Genomic DNA, 20,484 nt, shown 5'->3' on the forward strand with positions numbered 1-20,484 from the left:
CGACCCACAAGGAGAGACAAGATGTCGGTTTCCCCCGAGAAGTTCGGCGACGTCAGCCGTCGGACCCTGCTGCGGCGCGCCGCGGCGGCCGGTCTGCTGGCCGTACCGGCGGCGGGTCTGCTGAGCGCGTGCGCCGGCAGCGAGCCGAGCAAGTCCGACGGCGGCGGCGCGGCCAAGAGCAAGGACAACCCGTTCGGCGTCAAGGACGGCAGCGCGGTCAAGGTGGTCGTCTTCAACGGTGGCCTGGGTGACCAGTGGGCCAAGGAAGACAAGGTCATCTTCAACGCCAAGCACCCGAACATCACGGTCAACATGTCTTCGACCCAGAAGATCAAGACCGAAGAGCAGCCCAAGATGGCGACGCAGCCGAGCGATCTGGTGATGAACTCGGGCGCCGACATGATGGACCGCAGCACGCTGATCAACGAGGGCGCGATCGAGCCGCTGGACGACCTGCTCACCGCGCCGGCCTGGGACAGCGAGGGGACTGTGGCCGACAGCCTGCTGCCGGGCACCGTCGCCGACGGTACGCAGAACGGCAAGTTCTACGTCGTGAACGTCGCGTACACGGTGTGGGGCAACTGGTACAACGCCGCGCTGTTCAAGAAGGAGGGCTGGACGGCGCCGACCACCTGGGACGAGTTCTTCGCGCTCGCGCCGAAGATCAAGGCCAAGGGCATGGCGCCGTACGTGCACGACGCGGTGCACGGCTACTACCCGCGCTGGGCGCTGTTCGCCAGCATCTGGAAGGCGGTCGGCAAGCAGGCCGTCGTCGACATCGACAACCTGAAGGACGGCGCCTGGAAGGCCGACGGCATCGTCGCGGCGCTGGAGCCGTGGGAGAAGCTGGTCAAGGACAAGCTGCTGCTGCCGGGCAAGCTCGACCACACCCAGTCGCAGCAGGCGTTCCTGGACGGCAAGGCGGCCTTCATCCAGGTCGGCACCTGGCTGAAGAACGAGATGGCCGCGACCATCCCGCCGGGCTTCGAGATGACCATCTCCGACTACTGGAGCAAGAGCGGGGACAAGGCCGCCAAGGACGTCTTCGCCTCCTCCGGCGAGGGCTTCGTGGTGCCGAGCAAGGCGCCGAACAAGGAGGCCGCGAAGGAGTTCCTGCGGGCCATCCTCTCCAAGGCCGGTTCGGCGAAGTTCGCCGAGCTGACCAAGTCGCTGGCCTCCACCAAGGGCTCCGGCGACAACGTCCAGGACACCGCGCTGGCGTCGGCGAACTCGCTGATGAAGAACGGCAGCTCGGACCTGATCTCGGTGAAGTTCCCGGACTTCTACGCCGACCTGGACAAGGAGAGCCAGAACCTCTCTGAGGAGCTGATGGCCGGCCGCCTGACCGCGCAGCAGTTCGTCGACAAGATGCAGGCGGCCGCCGACAAGGTCGCCAAGGACTCGTCGATCAAGAAGCAGACCCGCACCGCCTGATCACCGCGAGGAAGTGAGTCCAATGCGGCACGGAGTCGCGCGTTTCGTCACGGGCTTCCTGGCCCTGCCCGTCGCGCTGTACCTGTTCTACGTGGTGTGGCCGTTCGCCCAGGCGGCGGGGTACTCGCTGACCGACTGGGGCGGGTACTCCGATTCCCAGCGCTTCGTCGGGCTGGACAACTACGTCCGGCTGTTCTCCGACGAGCTGATCCGGAAGGCGTTCTGGCACAACGTGTTCTTCCTGGTCACCGTGCCGCTGTTCACGATCGCGCTGGCCCTGTTCCTCGCGTTCCTGCTCAACGTGGGCGGACGCGAGGACAGGGCCGGCATCCGCGGGGTGTTCGGCTCCGGGCTCTACAAGGTCATTTTCTTCTTCCCGCAGGTGCTGTCGCTGGTGGTTATCGCCGTCATGTGGCAGCAGATCTACCGCACCGACGGGCAGGGCCTGATCAACGGCCTGCTCATCAAGATCGGGCTGGTCGACGCGGACAACCCGATCGCCTTCACCGCCGATCCGGAGCCGTTCCTCGGCGTGCCGGCGGTGCTCTGGTGGCTGCTGTTCATCGCGGTGTGGAGCGGCGCCGGCTTCTACATGGTGCTGTTCTCCGCCGCGATGCAGTCCATCCCGAAGGACATCTACGAGGCCGCGATCCTCGACGGCGCGGGCCGGTTCCACACGTTCTTCCGGGTGACCCTGCCGCTGCTGCGGGACAGCATCTCGGTCGCCTGGGTCTATCTGGGCTTCATCGCGCTGGACATGTACGCGCTGGTCTTCGTCATGACGCCGAGCCAGGGCGGGCCGAACCACGCCAGCGAGATCTTCGCCTCGGTGATCCAGTTCAACGCGTTCCAGAAGGGCCAGTTCGGTTACGCCTGCGCGATCGCCGTCGCGCTGGCCATCTTCACCATCCTGCTGGCCGCGCTCCAGCTGAGGATCACCCGCCGTGAGCGGATCGAGTACTGAGGAGGTCTGGACGATGAGTACTGTGACCCACACCTCCGGCCCGGCCCGGTCCGACACGGCGCCGCCGGACCGGCCGCCGGCGGACCGGCGCGCGAAGGACGTCGGCAACGGCTTCGGCGGCCGGATCTTCAACGGCTTCTCGCACCTGTTCCTCGCGGTCTGGGCGATCATGGTGGTCTACCCGCTGCTGTGGGTGGTGATGTCGGCGCTCAAGACCGACTCCGAGGTGATCCGCGAGCCGCTGTCGCTGATCCCCGACGCCCTGCAGTGGGACAACTTCGCCCGCGCCTGGACCGCCGGGATCGACAGCTTCTTCCTGAACACGCTGCTCGTGCTCGTGTTCAGCGTGACGCTGACGATGCTGCTGGGCTCGATGGCCGCGTACGCCCTGGCGCGCTACGAGTTCCGCGGCAACCGGCTGATCTACTGGATGTTCCTGTCCGGGCTTACGCTGCCGATCTACCTGGCCGCTGTGCCGCTGTTCAAGGGCGTCTACAACACCGGGGTCAGCCTCCCGCTGCTCGGCCCGAACAAGCACCTCATGCTGATCCTGGTCTACGTGGCCTGGTCGCTGTCGTTCACGATCTTCTTCATGCACTCGTTCTTCCGGACGCTGCCCGACTCGATCGCCGAGGCGGCCCAGGTCGACGGGGCCTCGCACACCCGCACGTTCTTCAGCGTGATGCTGCCGATGGCCAAGCCGGGCCTGATCAGCATCGGCATCTTCAACGTGCTCGGCCAGTGGAACCAGTGGTACCTGCCGACGCTGCTCATGCAGTCGGTGTCCGGCGAGCCGAAGAACCAGGTGATCGCCCAGGGGCTGATCGAGCTGTCGGTCAACCAGGGCTACAAGTCCGACTGGAGCGGACTCTTCGCCGGTGTCACCATGGCGATGCTTCCGGTGCTGATCGTGTACATCGTCTTCCAGCGCCAGGTGCAGTCCGGCCTCACCGCCGGCGTCAGCAAGTAACCCTCCGGGGTGTAAGGAAGGGCCCCTTGTTAACGCGCAGCGTTAACAAGGGGCCCTTCCTCTACCGCAGGCGTTAAGAGGGGGCCCTTCCTTCCACGCGGAGCGTGTCAGGGGGAGGGGGCAGAATGCGTCCGTGCTGGTGGCGGTGGTGGCGGACGAGCGGGGCGGCGGCGTGCTGCAACCGCTGCACGCCGACGGCACCCCGTCCGGCCCGGCCGAGGAGGTCACCGACCTGGCCGCCGCCGTGGCCGCCCGGGAGGCCGCCGGGCACCCCCGCTGGGTCTGGGCCGCCTGGGCGGGCGTCTACCCGGCGCTGCTGCGCGCCGGGGTGCGCCTCGACCGCTGCCACGACGTCGAGCTGACCGAGGCGCTGCTGCTCGGGCACGCGGGCCGGTGGGGCGAGCCCCGCGCGCTACCAGCCGCCTGGGCCCGGGTCACCGGCGCGCCGGTCCCGCCGGACCCGGCGCCCCGCCCGCCCGAGCCGCCCGGCCACGCCCAGGCCGCGCTCTTCGAGCCGCCGTCGGGCCCGCCCGGTCCGGGCATCACGGCGTTGACCCGGGTGTACGCAGACCAGCTCGCCCGGATCGCCGCGACCACCCATCCCGGCCGGTTCCGGCTCCTGGTGGCCGCCGAGTCGGCGGGCGCGCTGGTGGCGGCCGAGATGGGCGCGGCCGGGCTGCCCTGGCGCGCCGACGTGCACGACGCCATCCTGGCCGACCTGCTCGGCGAGCCGTCCCCGGTCGGCGGGCCACCGCGCCGGCTGGCCGAGTTGCAGGCCCGGATCGCTGACGCGTTCGGCGTACGCCAGGTGCACGCCGACTCGCCCGCGGAGCTGTTGCGGGCGTTCGCCCGCGCGGGCGTGGACCTGCCGAACACGCGCGCCTGGGTGCTGCGCGGGGTGGAGCACCCGGCGGCGCCGCTGGTCCTCGAATACAAGGAGTTGTACCGGATCTGGACGGCGCACGGCTGGGCCTGGCGCGACGCCTGGGTCTCCGGCGGCCGGTTCCACCCGGAGTACGTACCGGGCGGCGTGGTGTCCGGCCGGTGGGCGACCCGGGGCGGCGGGGCGTTGCAGATCCCGAAGGTGATCCGGCAGGCAGTGGTGGCGGACCCGGGCTGGACGTTCGTGGTCGCAGACGCGGGTCAGCTCGAACCGCGTGTGCTCGCGGCGGTCTCCGAGGACGAGCGGCTGGCGGCGGCGGGCGGCGCCGGTGACCTGTACGCCGCGCTGGCCCGGGACGCGTTCGCCGGTGACCGGGCGAAGGCCAAGGTGGCCCTGCTCGGGGCGATGTACGGGCAGACCGGCGGGGCGGCCGTGCCGGCGCTGGCGGTGCTGCGGAAGAACTATCCGACCGCGTTCGGCTACGTCGAGGCGGCGGCGCGCACCGGTGAGGCGGGCGGGCTGGTCCGGTCCTGGCTGGGCCGCACCTGCCCGCCCGGGTCGGCGGGGTTCGCCGAGGGGGAGGAGGCGATGTCCGACGGCGGGGCCGATCCGCACAGCCCGTCGGCCCGGGCGGCCCGCTCGCGGGGGCGCTTCACCCGCAACTTCGTCATCCAGGCCACTGCTGCCGAGTGGGCCTCGACGCTGCTGGCCACGTTGCGCACCGAGCTGGCCGGCACGGAGGCGGAGCTGGTCTTCTTCCAGCACGACGAGGTGATGGTGCACTGCCCGGCCGGGCAGGCGGCAACCGTCGCCGAGGCGGTCACCGCCGCCGGCGGGCGGGCCACCCGGCTGCTGTTCGGCGACACCCCGGTCCGGTTCCCGCTCGATCTGTCGACAGTGGACTGCTACGCGGACGCGGCATAGTCACGCAATTTTCCGTTTTGCCCCGCTACCCGCCCCCGGCCGCGCTCGTTGGGCCCGGTGTGCGTACGACGGGACGGACCGGGCGGCTGTGCCCGGTCCGTCCCCTGATCGAGGGGGCACCGCTGAACCGGATCGCTGCAATGATCATCGCCGCCGGTGGCGGCCGCCGCATCGGCGGACCCGAAGCGCTGCTGCACCAGGGCGAGAAGCCGCTGGTCAGCCAGATGATCGACACGATGGCCGAGGCGGGCTGCGCACAGGTCGTGGTCGTCCTGGGCGCGGCGGCCGAGCAGGTGCGGCAGACCACCGACCTGACCGGCGCCACTGTGGTGGTCAACCGCGCCTGGGGCACCGGGGTGGGCTCCTCGATCCGGGCCGGGCTCGCCGCGCTCACCGACGACGACATCGAGGCAGTCGTCGTGGTGCCTGTGGACATGCCCGGGCTCACCGCGGCGGCGGTCCGCCGGGTCACCGCGCTGCCGTACCCGGACGTGCTGGTCTGCGCCACCTACGACGGGCTGCGCGGCTACCCGATGCTGTTCGGCCGCCGGCACTGGTCCGGCATCGCCACGCTGGCCAGCGCGGACGTGGGGGCGCGGCCGTACCTGCTGGCGCACAAGGACCAGATCGTCGACATCGCCTGCGACGCGGTGGCCGACGGCAGCCGGATCGACAGCCCGGAGCTGATGGCGCTGTACGGCCTGTCCATCCCCGAACAGCGCGTGGGCGCCTGAGGCGCGCCCCGCTGTCGGACCCGGATGCCACGATGCCGTCATGGCCTACGACGAGGACCTGGCGAACCGGGTACGGGAAGCCCTCGGGCACGAGCCCGGCATCACCGAGCGGCGCATGTTCGGCGGCCTGGCGATGATGCTGCGCGGCAACATGGCGGTGGTCGTGCGCGGCGCGGGCGGCCTGATGGTCCGGGTCGACCCGGCCGAGGCCGAGCGTGCGCTGGCCGAGCCCGGCGCCGAGGCGACAGTCATGCGGGGCCGGGAGATGCGGGGCTGGGTCACCGTGTCGCCCGATGCCTGCGAGCGCGACCCGGACCTGACCCGCTGGGTCGGCAGGGGCGTCCGCTTCGCGCGCACCCTCCCGGCGAAGTAGCGCGACAGCGGGGAAATCCGGCTGCGCGGCCGGGCCGCCCGGCCTACGCTCCTGACCTGCCGCCGACGACGGCGGCGGATCGGAGACGGGCGGATGGCGGTTCACCTCTACGCGGTCAGCCTCGACGCGGGCGACCCGCGGCGGCTCGCGCGGTTCTGGTCCGGGGTGCTCGGCCGGGAGATCCTCGACGACCCGCGCGAAGGCGTGGCGCTGGGCGGCGACGCCCACAGCGACTTCCGCATCCGGTTCCTGCCCAGCACTGCGCCGAAGACAGTGCAGAACCGGATCCACTTCGACCTGACCAGCGCGTCGCCGCAGGCCCAGCGGGACACCGTCGACCGGGCGCTGACGCTGGGCGGGCAGCACATCGACATCGGCCAGGGGCCGGACGACGACCAGGTGGTGCTCGCCGACCCGGAGGGCAACGAGTTCTGCGTCATCGAGGCGGGCAACAACTTCCTCGCCGGCTGCGGCCCGGTCGGCGCTGTCAACTGCGACGGCACCCGGGCGGCAGGCCTCTTCTGGAGCGAGGCGCTGGGCTGGCCGCTGGTCTGGGACCAGGACGAGGAGACAGCGATCCAGTCGCCGCGCGGGGGCGCGAAGGTCACCTGGAGCGGCCCGCCGCTGATGCCCAGCGGCGGGCGGGACCGCGTACACCTGGATCTGGTCGCGGACGGTGACCGGGACGCGGAGGTCGACCGGCTGCTGGCGCTCGGCGCGGCCCGGGTCGGTACGGGAGAACACACCGCTGACGACGTGGTGCTGGCCGACCCGGACGGCACCGAGTTCTGCCTCCTGACGCCCCGCTGAGGCGGGTGCGGCCCCGGGGGACCGCACCCGCACCGATCAGCGCAGTCGCAGGCTCGGCTCCAGCGTGACCTCGAACAGCCGGTCCCACGGCAGCTCGACCCGCACCGCGGTGACCCGGTCCAGCGTCGCGGTGAACGTCCTGCGTCCGCGTACCCCGAGCACCAGCTCGCGCCCGGCGAAGTGGTCGGCGAAGTACCGTTCGGTCAGCGGTACCAGCCGGTCACGTACCCAGCCGTCGAAGTAGCGCTTCTGCTCGGCGGTCAGCGCCAGCGGATCCCAGCCCTGCGCGCGGGCGTGCGCGTACGCCTCGACCTGCACCACGTTCTTCCACGGGTCGTCCTTGACGAACCGGTAGAGCAGGTACTCGGCGTGCGCCTGGGCCGGTCCGCGCAGCTCCGGCACGCCGAAGCCGCTGCCGGACGAGCGCAGGTACGCCCACCGCGCGGTGCCGTGCGCGAGCGCCAGCCCGAGCGCGTTGCCGCCGGTGTTCCATCCCGAGTACGACAGCAGCGCCGGCAGGTCCAGGCGGGCCTCCATCCGGGACACCAGGTCGTGGTCGCCCTTGTTGACGATCAGCGGGTCCACCACGATCACCGGGGTGCCGGCGGCCAGCAGCTCACCGATGCGGCCGACGAAGGCGTCCAGGTCGGCGGCCCGCTGTCCGGCCGCCGCCGAGGGGGTGTTCACCGCGAGGACGATGTCCGCGTCGCCGGTCACCATCCGGCCGCCCACCGAGGTGACGTGCCGGCGGATGTTCTCCGCGAACGGGATGCCCTCCAGCGCTGCGGTCCAGCCCTCGCCGGACACCCCGGCGTACTCCACCCGGTAGGTGGGCGTGGCGCCGGCGGCGACGACCCGCGCGACGAGCAGCGCGTTGACCTCGTCGGCGCCGGGGAAGATCTCCACCCGGTCGCCGACGCCGAGCCGCGCCACGAGCGCCTCCAGCTCGACCCGCTCGGCGCGGGCCAGGCCGACCGGCGCGGTGTCGTCCTCGGAGAGCACCAGGTGGCTGATCGTCCCGTCCGCGACCCACTCCACCATCAGCCGGTTGACCTGGTGGTTGCGTGCCCGCGCGGCCAGGTAGTCCTCGACCACGGCGTCCGGGATGCGCGCCCGCACGGCGTCGAGCTGGCCGCGCAGCGACTCCTGGCCCAGGTTGACCACCTGGTCGTACAGCTTGGCCCACTGGACCAGCAGGTCACGGTAGTTGTCCAGGTCGGTGCCGGTGCTGGTGATGGCGAGCCGCTGGATCGTGTCGTGCACCTCGATCACCGCGTCGGACCGGCGTGCGCGCAGCCGCCGGATCGCCTCCAGGTTGCGCAACGCGTCGGCCAGGGCCGGTGCGGCGGTACGCGAGGCGATCAGCCCTCCGTACGCGAGCATGCTCACCGAGATCACGTACCCGTCGGTGCCGTCGGTGCCGTCGAGCCAGCGGGCGATGCCGGCGCCGTCACCGGGGGTGAAGAAACGGCCCAGCAGGTTCCGCGGCGGCAGCAGCACCTCGGCGTCGGCGCTCGCACCGGTCATCTCGGCGCAGTACGTGTTGACCGGCCGGTCGTCCAGCGGCACCAGCGCCACGCTCGGTCGCCGGCCGGCGGGCCGGGCGAAGGCGGGGCCGCCGAGGGCGACGGTGGCCAGGCCGGCCGCGCCGGTGGCCGCAAGAAGGGTTCTTCTCTTCATCGATGCTCCCTTTTCTCCGGCGCGCTCGCCGCCCGGGGGGTGGCCGGAACCAGCCGGCGGGTGATCCACAGCGGCGAGGTGACGGCGTTGCCCATCACCACCGCGTGGGCGCCCGCCTCGAAGGCCCGGCTGATCTGCTCCGTGGTCCGGTAGCGCCCTTCGGCGATCACCGGTACGGGCAGCAGCGCGGCGAGTCGCGCCACGAGCCCGAGGTCGGGCCCGTCGATCGGTGGGCCGGCCGGCGTGTAGCCGGACAGCGTGGTGGCGACCGCGTCCGCGCCGGCCTCGACGGCGGCGACGCCCTCGGCCACTGTGGAGACGTCGGCCAGGACCAGCGCGTCGCTCTGCTCGTGCACCGCGCGGACGGTGTCGGCGAAGGTCCGCCCGTCGGGCCGGGGGCGGTCGGTGGCGTCCACCGCGACGACGTGCGACCCGGCCCGCACCGCCTCCAGCGCGTGCCCGGCGGTCGGGGTGATGAACACGCCCTGCGTGCCGTGCTTGTACAACCCGATCACCGGCACGTCGACGGCGGCGCGTACCGCCCGCACGTCGTCGGGATCGTTGACCCGGACCGCCACCGCGCCGCCGCGGACCACGGCGGCCGCCAAGCGGGCCTGGACGTACGGGTCGCGCATCGGGTCGTCCGGGTCGTCGGGCAGGGGCTGACAGGACACGACCAGCCCGCCGGCCAGTTCGTCCAGGACACTCACGTGCTTGTTCCTCCGTCGTGGTGGATCGGTGCGGTGGCGAGCCGGGCGGCGCCGACCACCACCGCGTCGGCGCCCAGCGCCGCGGGAAGCAGCGGCACGTGCGCCCAGCCGCCTGGTAGCTCCGCCCGGTAGGCGGCCGTCGCGGCGGGAAGCACTGTGGCGGCGGCGCCGCCGGCGACCACCACCGCGTCCGGGTCGAGCAGGGCGACGAGCCCGGCCAGGGCCGCGCCGAGCGCGGCGCCGGCCCGGTCGACGACCTGCCGGGCGGTCGCGTCACCGGCCGCCGCGCGCCGCGCCACCTCCCGGCCGGTGACCGGGTCACCGCCGGCGAGCGCGTACGCGGCGGCCAGGCCGGTGCCGGAGGCGATCGCCTCCAGGTGCCCGTACCGGCCGCAGCCGCAGCGCAGCCGCTGTGCGCCCGGTGCCGGCAGGTGCCCGAGCTGGCCGGCCGCGCCCCGGGCGCCGCCCTCGACCCGCCCGTCGTTGACGATCGCGCCGCCCAGGCCGGTGCCGACGGCGGCCAGCAGCACGTGCCCCAGGCCCTGTCCGGCGCCGGCCCAGCACTCGCCGAGCGCCGCCGCGGCGACGTCGTTGGTGACGCGCACCGGCCGGCCCAGCCGCGCGGCCAGCTCGTCGGCGACCGGGGTGCCGGCCCATCCGGGCAGGCTGTCGGTCGCGTACCGGATGGCGCCGGTCGCCGGGTCGACGGTGCCCGCGGTGCCCACCCCGACCGGCCCGGGGCCGGCGGCGGCGAGCAGGTCCGCGGCCAGGCCGGCGGCGGTGTCCAGCACCGCGGCCGGCCCGCCGCGCGCGGGGGTGGGCGCCTCGCGGCGGCCGAGCACCCGCGCACCGGGACCGACGAGGGCGGCGGCGGTCTTGGTGCCGCCGATGTCGATCCCGACGACCGGACCGGTCATCCCTTCAGACCGGTGTGCGCGAGGCCCTCGACGAACTGCTTCTGCGCGATGACGAACACCGCCAGCACCGGCAGCGCGGTCATCGACGCCGCCGCGAGCTGGACGTCCCACATCGGACCGCCGTACGCGTCGACGAACTGGGTGAGCGCCTGCGGCAGGGTGAACTTGTCCGGCGAGGAGAGGAACACGATCGGTTCCAGGTACAGGTTCCAGCTGTGCAGGAACGTGAAGATGGCCACCGCGCCGAGCGCGGGCCGGGACAGCGGCAGCGCGATCTTCCAGAACGTGGCGAAGCGTCCCAGCCCGTCGACCCGCGCCGCCTCCTCCAGCTCACCGGGGAGGCTGATGAAGAACTGCCGCATGATGAACGTCGCCAGCACGCTCGGCGCCCCGAAGATCGGCACCAGGATCAGCGGCCAGTGGGTGTCGATCAGGCCGAGCTTGAAGAACATCTGGAACAGCGGCACGATCGTCACCTCGCTCGGGATGAGCAGGCCCGCGAGGACGACCAGGAACAGCACGTTCTGTCCCCGGAACCGGATCCGCGCGAACGCGTACCCGGCCAGCGACGCCACGGCCAGCGTGCCGACGGTGACCAGCAGCGCGATGTAGAGGCTGTTCAGGTACTGCTGCCCGAACGGCTGCAGTTCGAACACCCGCTGGTACGCGTCCAGCCGCGGATCGGTCGGCAGCAGCTGCGGCGGGAAGGAGAAGATGTCCGCCACCGGCTTCAGCGACGAGGTGACCATCCACCAGGTGGGGAACACGAACGGGACGGCCAGGACCATCAGCACCCCGTAGAGCACCAGCTTGGTCCGCCGGGACAGGTCACGATTCATGGAAGACCCACCTCTTGCGCATCTGCCACTGCAGCACTGTCAGCGCGAGCACGATGACGAACAGCAGGATCGACAGCGTCGCGCCGTAGCCGAAGTGATGGAACTGGAAGGCCTGCTGGTAGAGGTAGTAGACGAGCACAGTGGTCGAGGTGCCGGGCCCACCCTGGGTGAGCACCGCGATCTGCGCGAAGACCTGCAGCGAGCCGACCACCGTGATGATCGACGTGAGCATGATCGTGGGGCTGATCAGGGGCACGGTGATGCGCCAGAACTGGCGCATCCGGCTCGCGCCGTCGACCTCGGCGGCCTCGTACAGATCGGCCGGCACGCCCTGGAGGGCGGCCAGGAACAGCACCATGTTCAGGCCGACGTTCTTGAACACCTGCACGACGATCACCGACAGCATCGCCGTGCCCTCGCCGCGCAGCCAGTTGGGGCCGTCGACGCCGATGGTGTCGAGCAGGCCGTTGATGCCGCCGTTGTCCTGCAGCAGGAAGCCCCAGACGATGGTCCACGCGACCAGCGAGACCACCACGGGGGAGAAGAACAGGGTGCGGAACACGATGGTCCCGCGCAGCTTCTGGTTGAGCAGGACGGCCAGCAGCAACGCCAGGCCGAGGTTGAACACGACCAGGCCGACCGAGAACAGGCCGGTCGACCGCAGCACCGGGCCCAGGTTGGGGTCGTCGGCCAGCGCGGCGTAGTTGTCGGTGCCGATGTAGTCGAAGCTGCCGGCCAGCACGTTCCACTCGTGCAGGCTGTACCAGACCACGAGGACCAGCGGCAGGATCACGAAGACCACGCTGCCGAGCAGCTGCGGGGTGATGAACAGGTATCCGGTGAGCTGGTCCCGGCGGCGGGTGGTCCAGAACGGCCGGGCCCGGCCCGGGGCGGGCCCGGCAGCAGCCGGGCCCACCCTGGTGTCCGTCTGGGTCATGATCCTCGGCCCTACTTCGCCAGCAGCGGCTGGATCTTGGAGCAGACGCCGTCGAGTACGCCCTTGACGTCCGCGTCCGCCTTCCACAGCGGGTCGAGCGCGGCGCGCACCTGCTGGCTCAGCTCGGCCTGCCCGGAGTGGCTGGGCTTGACAGTGCCGTTGGTGATGCCGTCGATGACGACCTTCTGCAGCTGCTCCGGCTTGAGCTTCGGGTTCGTCTTGGCCAGCGTCTCGGCGGTCAGCTGGGACTGCCGCGGCGGCGGGAAGAACTGGGCCAGCTTCGCCGAGTTGGCGGGGTTGGTGAAGAAGGCCAGGAAGTCGGCGGCCTGCTCGGCGTGCGGGCTCTTCTTCATCACGCCGATGCCGGCCTGGCCGACCACCGCGTACGGGCCCTTCGGGCCGGCCGGCAGCGGGACCAGGTCCCAGTCGAAGCCGTTCTCCTTCAGCAGCGAGGCGCGGGAGATCTGGGTGACGGTCATGGCGGCGTCACCGGCGAAGAAGTCGGCGGTCGTGCCCGGACCGGGCAGCGCCTTGCCGGTGAAGATCGCCTTGTGCAGCGTGGTCATCGCCTCGACCATCTCCGGGCTGTTGAACCCGCAGCTGCGGCCGTCCTCGCTCCACGCCTGGGCGCCCCAGCCGGTCCAGAACGTGGCCAGGTTGTCCCAGCCCTTGTAGTCGAAGTCGCGGACCACGAGCCCGGCCTTGCCCGACTTCGCCGCTGTGGCGCCGGCCGCGGCGAGCGCGGTGTCCCAGTTCCACTGCCCGGCCGCGATCAGCTCGGCCGGGGTCTTCTGCCCGGCCTTCTTGAGCATGTCGTTGTTGACGAACACGCCGAACGGCGAGGTCGAGAACGGGTACGCGAAGAGCTTCCCGTCGTTTCGCCAGAGCTTCAGCGTGGCGGGGGAGAGGTCGTCGTACTGGTAGCCGTCGGCCTTCTTCAGCGTGTCGTCGAGCGGGCGCAGCGCGCCGGAGGCGACGAAGTCCGGAGCCGAGTTCTCGAAGATCCACGCGAGGTCCGGCGCGTTGCCGCCGGCGATCTGCGTGGTCAGCGTCGTGGTGTAGTTCTCGAACGGCAGCGGGTCGAACTTGATCTCCGCGACGTCCGGGTTGTTCTTGCGGTACTCGTCGGCGATCTCGTTGAACAGCTTGAGGTGCGCCTCGTTCGCCGACCAGACGGTCATCCGCAGGCTCGCCGGACCGTCGTCCTTCGCGTCGCCGCCACCGCCGCAGGCGGTCAGGGCGAGCACACCGGTCATGGTCGCCGCGACCAGGCCGGACAGTCTTCCGTATCTCACTTTCTTCTCCTCACCGGGGGTTCAGTAGCCCGCGATCTGCGGCCAGCGGCATTCCACGCCGGCGGCCGAGATGCGGTCCGTGAATTCGGCCAGCAGGCGGGGGGTGCCGCGGACCGCGCGCGGGGACTCGCCCCGCGCAAGGCAGAAGTCGGCCAGCAGGCCGGCGACCTCACCGACGTTCCACTCGACCGGGTGCAGTCGGTAGCTGCCGTTGGTGACGTGCGTGGTGCCGATGTTCTTGCCGGCCGGCAGCAGGTTCTCCATCCGCTGCGGGATGAGCGCGCCGAGCGGGATCTCGAACGGGCAGGAGCCGACGTCGATGTAGTTGTCACCGCCGGTCGACGGGTGCAGGTCGATGCGGTACATGCCGACGCCGACCGAGTCGGGGTAGCTCACCGCGCCGTGCTCGCCGCGTACCGCGAGGGAGAGGTCCTGCTCGACCACCGTGTACTCGGCGCGGATGCGGCGCGACTCCCGGATGTAGGGCGCCTGCGCCAGCCCGTCGGGGCTGCCGGTCACGTCGCCGCGCAGCCGCAGCCCCGGGTAGCCGGTGCCGCCGTCGGGGCGGGGCGCCTCGGTCTGGAGCCAGTACAGGACGGAGTACGACAGCTCACGCGCCTGGGACAGGTGCCAGGACGCGTTCGGCACGTCGATGACCGGGCCCTCGAAGTAGTCGATCATCGGCCAGTTGACGAGCGTGATGTCGCTGCCGTACGCGCCGTCGACGAAGTTGCGCCGCGCCGCGATGCGCCGGAACGTCCACAGGTTGCCGTCGCCCGGGTTGAGCCGCTGGTCGGCGTTGACGCCCAGCGGGTCGTCGTCCGGGTTCGGCGTGAAGCTGCGCTCCACGATCTCCAGCGTGCGCGGGTGCGGCGACCGCCAGGACAGCAGCCGGTCGCCCCAGAAGTCCGGCTTGTAGTCGCGCCAGAAGTCGTATCCGGCGGGACGGTCGATGGTGTGGTCGCCGTCGACGTGGTCCAGCGCGAAGCAGACGGACACCGCCTGCATGTTCAGCGGCTGCGCCTCGGCGGGCGCGCTCGGCTCACCGGTCTGCGCCTGCGACTCGAACCCGGTCACGTACTCGGTGCCGGTCAGCGGCAGCAGCTCACCGGTCTCGGTGGCGTCCAGGACGTACGGCGCCTCCACCTCGATCCGCTCGTCGCGGTCCCGGTGGACGAGCGTCACGCCGGTGACCCGGTCGCCGTCGGTCTCGGCCGCGACCGGCCGGTACGGCTGCAGCACCGTCAGCCGCCCGGACCCCCGGTACGGCGCGAGCATCTGCTCCAGGACGGCGACCGCGACGCGGGGCTCGTGGCAGAGCCGGCTCACCCAGCCGGCGCCCGGGTTCAGGTCGGTCCACGCCCGGGACCGCTCGGTCAGCGGGTAGTGGCGGCGGTAGTAGTCGCGGATGCCGTCGCGCAGCTCCCGGTAGCTCGCGGTGGCGCCGAACTGCTCGATCCAGGAGTGCTCGTCCGGCGGGACCGCCTGGCTGGTGAGCTGCCCGCCGAGCCAGTCGAACTCCTCGGTCAGGATGACGGACCGGCCGGCACGGGCCGCGGCCAGCGCCGCGGCGACACCGCCCAGTCCGCCCCCGACGACGAGGACGTCCGCACGCATTAGTACCACTTGCTTCCTTCCAGTTGCGCGGCCGGGCGTGTCAGCGCCGGTCGGCCGCCGATCCAGGGACGCCGAGGGTGTCGCCCTCGACGAGTTCGCAGGGCAGGAGCCGTTGCTGGAGGCCGCCGGCGCTGCCGTCGATGACGCCGGTCAGCACCTCGACGGCCTGGCGGCCCATCTCCTCGCGCGGGATGCGGAACCCGGTGAACGTGATGTCGGTGGGCACCGGGACGGTCGGGTCGCCGAGTGTCACGACGGACAGGCCACCGGGCACCGTCAGTCCCTTGCGGCGGGCGGCCGACTCCAGCGCGACAGCGGTGGCGAAGTCCTCCACGAAGGCGACGGTGCTGCCGTCGGCCCGCAGGTCGTCCACTGTGGCGTCGGCGGTCTCCGCCGTCGCGGTGATCTGGCGGGCGCTCTCCGCGCCGGCCGCGCCGGCGTGGAAACCGCTGCGCCGGTCGTGCGAGGACTCGGCCGCGGTGCCCATGCCCACGTACGTCAGGCGCCGGTGCCCCAGGTCCAGCGCCCGCTCCGCCAGCCGGTGGACCGCGCTGGCGTAGTCGGCGCCGACGTAGGGCACCGGCCCGCCGGCGTCGTCGCGGCGCCCGACGGCGACGTAGGGGAACCCGTCGCGGTTGAGCCGGAGCAGCTCCGCGCCGTCGATCTCCCGGCCGAGCAGGATGCATCCGTCGGCCAGCCGCAGCCGGTTGTCCTGGTGGAAGATGCGCCGCCGGCCGTCCACCACCGGGGCGCTGGTGAACAGCAGCAGGTCGCAGCCGACCCGTTCGGCGTACTCCTCGATGCCGAGCAGGAACGGGTGGAAGAAGTCCCGGCTGCCGCTGGGGAAGGCCGGCTCGTAGGTGAAGACGCCGATGATCCGGTTGAACCCGGAGGCGAGGCGGCGGGCGGCCGGGTCGGCGGCGTACCCCGTCTCGGCGATGACCTGCAACACCCGGTCCCGTGTCTCCGGCGCGATCCGGACGTCGGCGTCGGTGCGGTTGTTGAGCACCAGCGACACGGTCGCCTGGCTGACGCCGGCCATTCGCGCGATGTCACGCTGGGTGACACGCCTGGGGGGAGGGGTCACGTCGGTCCTTCCACTTCCGCTAATGCGTATTAGCGATCGGGTCGGGATGGAGCCTCTCTGCTGTCCCGGCGTCCTGTCAAGGGGTGGCCGGAAGATTTCCGTTCGATGAACTCCCTGGAGTAATGCGCATTAGTAGCCGCGCTCGACTCTCTCCGGCGGCTGTTCGGGCGGGGATCTTGACAAGGGTCGACCGGGCGAGCGACAGTAGGCGGACCTCGGCACTAATGCGCATTAGCGTGTCGTCGATCGTCCGCTCGGGCGATCGACGATGCCTGCTTCCCTACCCAGAGTGATGCTGGGTGGCCCCTTCCTGCTGTCACCCCGGGCGCTACCGTTCCCATGGGACGGTCGTGGCGCCGTCCGCACGGGGGAGGGGACAACGTGGGCACCACTGTCGCTCGTCATCTCGCGGGAGCCACGGCGGCCTGGCTCGTCGTCGTCGCGGAGGCGGTCGCCGGTTACCTCGGCCTGCTGGCGTACGCGCTGCTCACCGGCGCCGACCCGGGTGGCCCGCTGGCCGGGCCGCTGCTGGTGCTGATCGCGGCGCTGCTCGGCGTGGCCGCGCTGCCGCTGCTGTTCGCGCCGGCCGTCGCGCTCGGTGAGGCGGCGGGCAGGCGGCGGACCGGTCCGGCGCTCGCGTTCGCCGGGCTCGTCGCGGTCGTGCTGGCCGCCGGGTACGCCGCCGCGACGGCGGTCGCCACGGACGTGCCCGGCGCCCGGGTGCCGCTGGTGGCCGGGATCGCCGCGCTGCTGGCCCTCCCGCCGACGGCGGCGTACGCGCTTACCGCCCGCGGCGTGGGCTGGACCGCCCGCCTGATCCGGCGCCGGACGGCCACCGCCCGCCCGGTACGCGCCGAGGCGGGCTGACCTACACCTGGATGTCGAAGCGCTGCAGCACCGACGGGGCGACCAGCCCCACCGCGGCCAGCACGGCCAGGATCGTCATCGCGGTGCGCAGCACCACCGTCTCGGCCTTGCTGCCGGTACGCAGGGCGATCTTGTTGGGCAGGCCGATCATCGTCCACATCCGGCGTTTGATCGGGATGGGCCACAGGATCGGCACCCCGGCCCGGGTGATCATGTCGCCGAGGATGTGCACGAAACAGCCCACGCCGACGGCGAGCCCGATCATCGGATAGCCCCGGTCGCCGGGCAGGTTGGCGAACGTGAACCAGGCCGCGGCGGCGGACACCAGCGTGACCACCACCCAGCCGGCGCGCTCGGCCCACTGGTCGAACAGCCCGCGCAGCGCCAGGCCGATCATGAAGAAGAGGATGCCGACCACCGCCCACTTGCCGTAGTGGGCGCAGAGCGCGGTGGTGCCCCAGCCGACGAGCACGGTGAACGGGATGGTGTGGGTCAGCGTGCGGTGCCCGTTGTTGCGGCGGGGATCCTTGCTGAGCTTGGTGGCGTAGTAGACGCCGAGCGAGATCTTCTCCATCACCTCGGCGACGAAGAGGCTGACCACGCCGAACGTGCGTGCCACGGTGGCGCCGCCCTGGTTGCGGGTGACCTTCCCGGACAGGTCGAGGTCGGGGAAGAGCGCCCCACCGGCGCAGACCGCGGTGCCCACCGCCAGGGCCAGCGGTGTCTGGTGGTAGTCCGCGAACTGGGCCATCGCCCAGGAGCCGGTCAGCCACGCCGCCGCGCCCGAGAGCGCGTGGGACGGTCCCATCATCTCGGCTCGCCCTTCCCGAAGATCTTGATCCAGAAAACTACGCCACTGTAGTCAGCCCGTGTGACAGCGGGGCATCAGCCGGACGGTCCACTGGGGAAGGGGCGCCGCGGCCGCCGCATCAGCCCGCGGTACGGGTGGGCCGGACCGTGCCGAGGCTCGCGCGGATGACGGCGAACTGTTTCGAGGCGGCGGGCCAGTCGGCGTCGGAGGTGGTCCAGCCGAGCGTCCAGCCGGCCCGTTCGCCGGGCAGGACACGCAACGCGCGCATCCGTTCCCCGTAGGGCGCGGTCCAGCGGCACTCCCACGCCGCGCCGGGACCGTCGGACTCCAGCCGGACCTTCTGGTAATGCGGCAGCCGGCCGGCCGAGGTCAGATCCCGCTCGGACGACTTCAGCCGGCCCACCGGATCACCGCCCGGGTACGGCTCGACGCCCAGGATGCGCCGCGTCTCCGGGTCCTGGAAGCAGGTGGTGTCGCCGGAGCGCAGTTGCAGCCAGCCGGCGGGCAGGGCGATGCGGAAGCCGCCGGTGTCGGCGGGCCAGACCCAGCCGGTCGGAACGGTCACCGGCGGGTCGTCCGGTGGCGGCCCCTTGCGGACCGGCGTGCCGGCCACGTCGGGCCGGACGCAGGGGAACGGCGGAGGCGGCACGCCCGGCCCGGGCGGGCGGTCCCAGGGGCGGGCGACGGCCTCGGTGGAACTGCCCGCCTGCGGCGTCTCGTCGCGACCACTGGTGATCGCCAGCGCGGTGCCCACACCCGTCACCACGGCCAGCAGCACGGCTCCCAGCACCAGTCCCCAGCGGTGCAGCGGGTTCCCGTCCCCGGAGGTGAGCGGGGGATCGGCGGGGCGGGGAACCCCGGCGGGCCGGGGCGGGGCGGGATGTACCGCGCCGCTGTCGACCGGTCCGCTGTGGGCGACCGGCGGAGGCTTGGCGACCGGCGCGGCGCCGTGGCCGACGATGTGCACCGGGCTGAGGGCGTCGGCGCGGGGCGCCGACTCGGGGCCGGCCGGGCTGCCCGGGTCGACGAAGCTGGTGAGGACGGTGGGGCCGAGGCTGATCGGACCTGGGCGGGCCGGCCCGCTGCGGGGCGGGTCCGGGGTCGCGTCCGGGGCGCCCTGCTCCGGCTCACCCGTGCGGCCTCGCTCCGGGTCACCGGTCCGGCTCCGCTCCGGGTCACCGGTCCGGGCGCGGCCCGGTGGCGCCGCCCGGCCCACCGCTGCCGAGCGACCGACCGCACCCGAGCCGCCGGCCGCACCCGAGCCGCCGGCCGCACCCGAGCCGCCGACCGCACCCGAGCCATCGGCCGCGGCCGGGCCGCCGATGACACCCGAGCCGCCGACCGCACCCGAGCCGCCGTTCGCGTCCGGACGGCTGATCGCATCCGACCGGCTGCCCGGGGACGGGGGACCGCCTGCGCCCGCGCGCCCGACCGCCCCCGAGCCGCCGGCCGGGGACGACGGACTCCCTGCTTCCGCGCGGGCGGCCGGGACGGAGCGCCCGGCTGTACCGGAGGGACCGGCCGGACCAGCCGCGCCGGCCGCGTCCCCGGATGGTGGCGCGCGGTCGCCCTCGGCGGGCGGGGCCCACTCGCTGCGCTTCGCCGCCCGGCTCCACGCGCGGGCGGCGGCGGCCGGCGGCATCAGGTCCGGGTAGATGCCGCCCGGAGCCGCCGGGTTCCCCGGTGACCCCGGCTCGTCACCCGCCGGGACGTCGGCATCGCGGCCGCCGGCCGGCCGGTCGGACGACGCAGCGGTGGTACGGCCCGCAGAGCCGGCGGCCTCCGCGTCGGCCTCCGACACCGCGGCGACGCCGAGCAGGCGGGCCGTCTCGCGGTGCCCCAGGCGGGTACGCGGATCGCGCCGCAGCAGCCCGGCCAGCACCGGCGCCAGCGGGCCGGCGTGCGGCGCTGGGTCGGGCGGCCGGGTGGCGAGTGCGGCGAGCGTGGCCATCGCGGTGCTGCGGGCGTACGGGGAGCGGCCCTCCACCGCGGCGTGCAGCGTGGCGCCGAGCGACCACATGTCCGCCTCGACGCTCGACACGCCCTCGGCGGCCCGCTCCGGTGCGACGTACTGGGGGGAGCCGAGGACCAGGCCGGGCCGGGTCATCGCGCCGTCACCGCCCTGGAACACGGCCAGCCCGAAGTCGGTGAGCAGCACCCGCCCGTCCCGGGCCAGCAGCACGTTCGCGGGCTTCACGTCCCGGTGCAGCACCCCGGCGTCGTGTGCGGCGCGCAGCGCGGCGAGCACCGACAGGCCGATCTCGGCGGCGCGGCCGGGCGGCAGCGGCCCGTCGGTCTCGATGATCTCCTGGAGCGAGCGGGACGGGACGTACTCCATGATCAGCCAGGGTTCGCCCTGGACCCGGACCACGTCGTAGACCCGCACCACGTTGGGGTGGTTGAGCCGCGCGGACGTCCGCGCCTCGCGCAGCGTACGGGCGCGCAGCTCGTCCTGCTCGTTCTCGGCGAGCCAGTTCGGCGGCACGACCTGCTTCACCGCGACCTCGCGTTGCAGCTCCTCGTCGCGCGCCCGCCAGACCTGGCCCATCCCGCCGCGGCCGACCAGTTCGAGCAGGCGGTACCGCCCGGCGATCACTACCTCCTGCACCGCACTCCTCACCGCTGGTCAGTG

The 20,484-nt window shown here is 72.6% G+C and carries 18 protein-coding genes; 8 read left to right on the plus strand and 10 right to left on the minus strand.

The features are described from left to right. The first annotated feature begins 21 nt into the window (after nucleotides 1-21). The 7 genes from ngcE (at nucleotide 22) to FB454_RS24285 (ending at nucleotide 7,092) form a co-directional block, all read left to right on the plus strand. Nucleotides 22-1,434, plus strand: coding sequence for an N-acetylglucosamine/diacetylchitobiose ABC transporter substrate-binding protein (gene ngcE, locus FB454_RS24255; protein WP_013287338.1), 1,413 nt, complete (start codon nucleotides 22-24; stop codon nucleotides 1,432-1,434). A 22-nt stretch (nucleotides 1,435-1,456) separates the two neighbouring features. Next, a complete protein-coding gene (locus FB454_RS24260; protein ID WP_013287337.1) occupies nucleotides 1,457-2,398 on the plus strand; it encodes a carbohydrate ABC transporter permease in 942 nt (313 codons plus the stop codon). Nucleotides 2,399-2,411: 13 nt separating this feature from the next. Then, nucleotides 2,412-3,368: a carbohydrate ABC transporter permease gene (locus FB454_RS24265; RefSeq protein ID WP_030272735.1), complete on the plus strand. Its 957-nt coding sequence runs from the start codon at nucleotides 2,412-2,414 to the stop codon at nucleotides 3,366-3,368. A gap of 133 nt (nucleotides 3,369-3,501) precedes the next feature. Continuing rightward, entirely contained in the window at nucleotides 3,502-5,175 is a 1,674-nt protein-coding gene (locus tag FB454_RS24270) for a bifunctional 3'-5' exonuclease/DNA polymerase (RefSeq protein WP_486485448.1), read from the plus strand. A 140-nt stretch (nucleotides 5,176-5,315) separates the two neighbouring features. Next, entirely contained in the window at nucleotides 5,316-5,909 is a 594-nt protein-coding gene (locus FB454_RS24275) for a nucleotidyltransferase family protein (RefSeq protein ID WP_091331223.1), read from the plus strand. Nucleotides 5,910-5,949: 40 nt separating this feature from the next. Continuing rightward, a complete protein-coding gene (locus FB454_RS24280) occupies nucleotides 5,950-6,282 on the plus strand; it encodes a TfoX/Sxy family protein (protein ID WP_013287333.1) in 333 nt (110 codons plus the stop codon). A 93-nt stretch (nucleotides 6,283-6,375) separates the two neighbouring features. Then, nucleotides 6,376-7,092, plus strand: coding sequence for a VOC family protein (locus FB454_RS24285; protein WP_071098486.1), 717 nt, complete (start codon nucleotides 6,376-6,378; stop codon nucleotides 7,090-7,092). A gap of 36 nt (nucleotides 7,093-7,128) precedes the next feature. Here the strand turns inward: FB454_RS24285 and FB454_RS24290 are convergent, their stop codons facing one another. Genes FB454_RS24290 through FB454_RS24325 form a run of 8 tightly spaced genes read right to left on the minus strand, consistent with a single transcriptional unit; the run spans nucleotide 7,129 to nucleotide 16,174 of the window. Beyond that, a complete protein-coding gene (locus tag FB454_RS24290) occupies nucleotides 7,129-8,772 on the minus strand; it encodes a DUF4127 family protein (protein ID WP_013287331.1) in 1,644 nt (547 codons plus the stop codon). Continuing rightward, on the minus strand, nucleotides 8,769-9,482 hold the full coding sequence (locus tag FB454_RS24295; RefSeq protein ID WP_071098490.1) for an N-acetylmannosamine-6-phosphate 2-epimerase: 714 nt from the start codon (nucleotides 9,480-9,482) through the stop codon (nucleotides 8,769-8,771). The genes FB454_RS24290 and FB454_RS24295 overlap by 4 nt, the downstream gene beginning before the upstream one ends. Further along, nucleotides 9,479-10,399, minus strand: a complete 921-nt coding sequence (locus FB454_RS24300; protein WP_071098492.1) for an ROK family protein — start codon at nucleotides 10,397-10,399, stop codon at nucleotides 9,479-9,481. The genes FB454_RS24295 and FB454_RS24300 overlap by 4 nt, the downstream gene beginning before the upstream one ends. Then, nucleotides 10,396-11,238, minus strand: coding sequence for a carbohydrate ABC transporter permease (locus FB454_RS24305; RefSeq protein WP_071098494.1), 843 nt, complete (start codon nucleotides 11,236-11,238; stop codon nucleotides 10,396-10,398). Before FB454_RS24305 ends, FB454_RS24300 begins: the two co-directional genes overlap by 4 nt. Further along, entirely contained in the window at nucleotides 11,228-12,175 is a 948-nt protein-coding gene (locus FB454_RS24310) for a carbohydrate ABC transporter permease (protein WP_013475969.1), read from the minus strand. Before FB454_RS24310 ends, FB454_RS24305 begins: the two co-directional genes overlap by 11 nt. A gap of 11 nt (nucleotides 12,176-12,186) precedes the next feature. Further along, the gene (locus FB454_RS24315) at nucleotides 12,187-13,470 is read right to left on the minus strand and encodes an ABC transporter substrate-binding protein (protein ID WP_013287326.1); all 1,284 of its coding nucleotides are present in this window, start codon (nucleotides 13,468-13,470) and stop codon (nucleotides 12,187-12,189) included. 21 nt (nucleotides 13,471-13,491) lie between these two features. After that, entirely contained in the window at nucleotides 13,492-15,087 is a 1,596-nt protein-coding gene (locus FB454_RS24320) for an FAD-dependent oxidoreductase (protein WP_145823530.1), read from the minus strand. 40 nt (nucleotides 15,088-15,127) lie between these two features. Then, nucleotides 15,128-16,174: a LacI family DNA-binding transcriptional regulator gene (locus tag FB454_RS24325; protein WP_013287324.1), complete on the minus strand. Its 1,047-nt coding sequence runs from the start codon at nucleotides 16,172-16,174 to the stop codon at nucleotides 15,128-15,130. Between the two features lie 381 nt (nucleotides 16,175-16,555). On the opposite strand from FB454_RS24325, the gene FB454_RS24330 reads away from it, so the two are divergent. Next, nucleotides 16,556-17,041: a hypothetical protein gene (locus FB454_RS24330; protein ID WP_145823531.1), complete on the plus strand. Its 486-nt coding sequence runs from the start codon at nucleotides 16,556-16,558 to the stop codon at nucleotides 17,039-17,041. Nucleotide 17,042: 1 nt separating this feature from the next. Here the strand turns inward: FB454_RS24330 and FB454_RS24335 are convergent, their stop codons facing one another. Further along, on the minus strand, nucleotides 17,043-17,852 hold the full coding sequence (locus FB454_RS24335) for a metal-dependent hydrolase (RefSeq protein WP_013287322.1): 810 nt from the start codon (nucleotides 17,850-17,852) through the stop codon (nucleotides 17,043-17,045). 118 nt (nucleotides 17,853-17,970) lie between these two features. Next, the gene (locus FB454_RS24340; protein ID WP_145823532.1) at nucleotides 17,971-20,460 is read right to left on the minus strand and encodes a serine/threonine protein kinase; all 2,490 of its coding nucleotides are present in this window, start codon (nucleotides 20,458-20,460) and stop codon (nucleotides 17,971-17,973) included. Between the last annotated feature and the right edge of the window lie 24 nt (nucleotides 20,461-20,484).

Source organism: Micromonospora sp. CNZ297 (genome assembly GCF_007827625.1).